Annotated in this window: 6 protein-coding genes; 5 read left to right on the top strand and 1 reads right to left on the bottom strand. The window is 70.7% G+C overall.

The annotated features are described in order from the left end of the window. A partial coding sequence (locus Q0112_RS17030) for an adenosylhomocysteinase (protein WP_297977197.1) occupies window positions 1-190 on the bottom strand: 190 nt, incomplete at its 3' end. A gap of 132 nt (window positions 191-322) precedes the next feature. Between Q0112_RS17030 and Q0112_RS17025 the strand changes: the two genes are divergently transcribed. From Q0112_RS17025 to Q0112_RS17005, 5 genes are all read left to right on the top strand, one after another. Further along, window positions 323-1,285, top strand: coding sequence for a glycosyltransferase family 8 protein (locus Q0112_RS17025; protein ID WP_297977196.1), 963 nt, complete (start codon window positions 323-325; stop codon window positions 1,283-1,285). Between the two features lie 3 nt (window positions 1,286-1,288). Next, window positions 1,289-1,885: an HD family hydrolase gene (locus Q0112_RS17020; protein WP_297977195.1), complete on the top strand. Its 597-nt coding sequence runs from the start codon at window positions 1,289-1,291 to the stop codon at window positions 1,883-1,885. Window positions 1,886-1,967: 82 nt separating this feature from the next. Beyond that, a complete protein-coding gene (gene trxA, locus Q0112_RS17015; protein ID WP_297977194.1) occupies window positions 1,968-2,864 on the top strand; it encodes a thioredoxin in 897 nt (298 codons plus the stop codon). A gap of 25 nt (window positions 2,865-2,889) precedes the next feature. After that, complete coding sequence (locus Q0112_RS17010) at window positions 2,890-3,543, top strand: LON peptidase substrate-binding domain-containing protein (RefSeq protein ID WP_297977193.1); 654 nt, start codon at window positions 2,890-2,892, stop codon at window positions 3,541-3,543. 59 nt (window positions 3,544-3,602) lie between these two features. Further along, complete coding sequence (locus Q0112_RS17005) at window positions 3,603-3,758, top strand: Trm112 family protein (protein WP_297977198.1); 156 nt, start codon at window positions 3,603-3,605, stop codon at window positions 3,756-3,758. Window positions 3,759-3,773 lie beyond the last annotated feature (15 nt).

Raw genomic sequence — 3,773 nt, 5'->3', positions numbered from 1 at the left:
TCTCGATGAGGACGGCGGTCTGGATCGTCATGTGCAGCGAGCCGGCGATCCGCGCTCCCTTCAGGGGCTTCGCCGCGCCGAACTCGGCGCGAAGCGCCATCAGGCCCGGCATCTCGGTCTCGGCGATCTCGATCTCCTTGCGGCCGAAATCGGCGAGGGCAATATCCTTGACGACGTAATCGTTGCTCATTGGCGCGTGAAACTCCCTTCCGGCCCGCGGGCCTAGCCCGGGCGCACTCGACGAGCGCACTTAGCAAGAAGCCTCGTGCTCGACAACTGCGGGCGCCGTGGCTAGGAATCGCCGGGCCCCTGCGGAGTTGCCATGGCCATTCTCCTCGAGGCTTCGACGCCGCCGCGCGCCGAACGCGCGATCGTCTTCGCCTGCGACGGGCAGTATGCCCGCTACGCCATGCTGGCGGCCGAGCAGATCGCGCGGCTGCACCCGGCGCGCGACTTCGACATCTGCCTCTGCTACATGGATGACCGGCCATCGGAGCCGGCGAGCCTGGCTCATCTCGGGGTGCGCTACTGCCGGGTGACGGCGGGCGACCTCTTCGACGGCCTGAGGCTCGATCCCGGGCGGACGCAGGTGGTCTACCTGCGGCTGGCGCTGCCGGCGGCCTTCGCGGGCGAATACCGGCGGCTCCTCTATCTCGACGGGGACGTCTTCGTGCAGGGGGGCGACTTCGGCGCGCTGCTCGGGGTCGATCTCGGGAGCCATGCGATCGGGGCGGTCAGGGACAATTCGCAATGGCGCACGCCGGCGCGACGGCCGAAGCAGTTCAAGGTGCTGGGAGTGGAGGGCGCGCCCTACTTCAATGCGGGCGTCATGCTGATCGACGTGGCCGGCTTCAACGCGCAGGGCATCCTCGGGAGCTGCGTCAGGATCGGGCGGGAGAACCGCGACGTGATGATCCGCCACGACCAGAACCTGCTCAACGCGACGCTGAAGGGGGACTGGGCCGAGCTGTCGCCGCGGTGGAACTGGCAGTATACTTGGGCATCGCGGCTCTTCGAGGCGATGGAGGATGCGAACGTCGTGCACTTCATCGGGCCGCGGAAGCCCTGGAAGGACGAGCGCGGCGAGTTCCCGCTGCGCTTCAAGCGGGCCTATCGCGCGTTCATGGCGGCGCATTTCCCCGACCACCCGGTCGGCCCGGACGGGACGCTGCCGCACGAGAACCCGGCCTTCCTGCGGCGGATGCTGGTCAAGCACCTGCTCGCCCTCGGCAAGACCTGCGCCTATCTCGACCGCTTCCCGGACGATCTGACCGTCGTGAGGTGAGGGATGGCGCGGGCGTGGCAGAGGATGCTCTCGGGGCGGCGGCTCGACCTGCTCGACCCTTCGCCCCTCGACGTGGAGATCGAGGACATCGCGCACGGGCTCGCCTTCGTCGCGCGATGGAACGGGCAGACCCGCGGCGAGCATCCCTATTCGGTGGCCGAGCATTCGCTGCTCGTCGAGGAGCTGTTCGGGCGGCTGGTGCCGGCGGCGGAGGCGCGCTGGCGGCTGGCGGCGCTGCTGCACGATGCGCCGGAGTATGTGATCGGCGACATGATCTCGCCGGTGAAGGCGGCGGTGGGGCCGGGGTATGCCGCGCTCGACGAGCGGCTGGCGCGGGCGGTGCACATCCGCTTCGGGCTGCCGGCAGAGCTGCCGAAGCTTGTCAAGGCGCAGATCAAGCGGGCGGACCGGATCTCGGCGTGGCTCGAGGCGGTGCATCTCGCCGGCTTCGAGGCGGCGGAGGCGGACCGCTTCTTCGGGGTGCCGAAGGTCGAGGGGCTGGGCGAGATGCGGCTCGTCCTCCGCCCGCCCGCCGAGGTCCGGCGCGCCTTCGTCGAGCGGCACGAGGCGCTCTGCCGCGGGCTGGCCGAGGGGGATTGAGCTTGACGCAAGCCGGACCCTACCCCACCTAAGCCGCAAGCCAGCGGCCGACGGGGCCGTGCGAGGGAGAGTGAGCGAGACCATGGATCTGACAGCGCCTGTCCAGCCGAGCCCGATCAAGGACGGGACCGAGGCGACGTTCATGGCCGACGTGATCGAGGCCTCGATGGAGATGCCGGTCATCGTCGACTTCTGGGCGCCCTGGTGCGGCCCCTGCAAGACGCTCGGGCCGGCGCTCGAGAAGGCGGTGACCGAGGCGAAGGGCAAGGTGCGCCTGGTCAAGATCGACGTCGACCAGAACCAGCGGATCGCGGCGCAGATGCGGGTGCAGTCGATCCCGGCGGTCTTCGCCTTCGTCGGCGGGCAGCCGGTGGACGGCTTCATGGGCGCGCAGGCGCCGGCGCAGATCAAGGCCTTCGTCGACCGGCTGATCGCCATGTCGGGCGGCAACGCCGGTATCGAGCAGGCGCTCGCCGCGGCGGAGGAGATGCTCGAGGAGGGCGCGGCCGCAGATGCGGCGCAGACCTTCTCAGCGATCCTCGCCGAGGAGGAGGGCAATGTTGCGGCGATCGCCGGGCTCGCGCGGGCGTATCTCGCGCTAGGCGACATCGAGCGGGCGCGGGAGATCGTGGCGCTGGCGCCGCCGGCCAAGGCGAGCGATCCGGCGCTCCTGGCGGCGAAGGCGCAGATCGACCTCGCCGAGATGAGCGCGGGCGCCGGCGAGACGGCGGAGCTGCGCGCGGCGGTCGAGCGCAACCCCGATGACCACCAGGCGCGCTACGACCTCGCCAAGGCGCAGGTCGGCGCGGGCGACCAGGCCGGCGCGATCGAGACGCTGCTCGAGCTCTTCCGCCGCGACCGCGAGTGGAACGACGGGGCGGCGAAGGCGCAGCTCTTCAAGATCTTCGACAGCCTGGGGCCGAAGAGCGAGGAGGCGCAGAAGGGGCGCCGGCGCCTGAGCTCGATGATCTTCGCCTGAGGCGGGGCCGCCCGAGGGGAGGGGCATGGGCAGGAAGTTCAGCCTGGCCGACCTGCCGGACACGATCCCGGTCTTTCCGTTGCCGGGAGCGCTGCTGCTGCCGCGGGCGCGGCTGCCGCTCAACATCTTCGAGCCGCGCTATCTCGCCATGCTGGAGGACACCCTCAAGACGCCGCACCGGCTGGTCGGGATGATCCAGCCCTGCGCGACGGCGGAGGGGGAGGGGGTGCGGCTGCACAAGGTTGGCTGCGCCGGGCGGGTGACGGCGCTGCAGGAGACCGAGGACGGGCGCTATCTGATCACGCTCTCCGGGATCTGCCGCTTCCGGCTCGGCGAGGTGCAGGAGGGGTTCACGCCCTACCTCCGCGCCGCCGTCGACTGGTCGAGCTTCGAGCGCGACCTCGGGCGGGCCGAGCAGGACGCGGGCTTCGACCGTCCGGCTTTCCTCGACGTGCTCGGGCGGTTCTTCGACAGCGCGCAGCTCTCCTCGGACTGGGACAGCCTGAAGGAGGCGGATCCGGAGCTCCTGGTGAACTCGCTCGCCATCCTCTGTCCGTTCGACCCGGAGGAGAAGCAGGCGCTGCTCGAGGCGCCGACGCTGTCCGAGCGGCGGGAGACGCTGGTGGCGCTGATGGAATTCGCCCTGCGCTCGAGCGGCGACGAGGGGGCGATGCAGTGAGCGGGGGCGCGGAGAAGGAAGGGACCGTCGAGGTCCCGGCGACGCATGCCTGCCGGCAGATGCTCGAGTTCCTGGTCTGCCCGGTGACGCGCGGGCGGCTCGCCTACGACCCGGTTCGCCAGGAGCTCGTCTCGACCGGGGCGGGGCTCGCCTTCCAGATCCACAACGGGATCCCGGTGATGCTGGTGGACGAGGCGCGGCGGCTGGAGGACTGAGTGGGCGCGCGCGCC

The sequence above is a fragment of the uncultured Amaricoccus sp. genome, assembly GCF_937858865.1.
Classification (GTDB): Bacteria; Pseudomonadota; Alphaproteobacteria; order Rhodobacterales; family Rhodobacteraceae; genus Amaricoccus.
The sequence above is the reverse complement of the archived record's forward strand: the minus strand, read 5'-3'. Positions and strand labels throughout refer to the sequence as shown.

Bases quoted from the DNA above. Each gene is read 5' to 3' on its own strand.
- Q0112_RS17025 (WP_297977196.1), top strand. From the start codon at position 323: ATGGCCATTCTCCTCGAGGCTTCGACGCCGCCGCGCGCCGAACGCGCG.
- Q0112_RS17020 (WP_297977195.1), top strand. From the start codon at position 1,289: ATGGCGCGGGCGTGGCAGAGGATGCTCTCGGGGCGGCGGCTCGACCTG.
- trxA (WP_297977194.1), top strand. From the start codon at position 1,968: ATGGATCTGACAGCGCCTGTCCAGCCGAGCCCGATCAAGGACGGGACC.
- Q0112_RS17010 (WP_297977193.1), top strand. From the start codon at position 2,890: ATGGGCAGGAAGTTCAGCCTGGCCGACCTGCCGGACACGATCCCGGTC.
- Q0112_RS17005 (WP_297977198.1), top strand. From the start codon at position 3,603: ATGCTCGAGTTCCTGGTCTGCCCGGTGACGCGCGGGCGGCTCGCCTAC.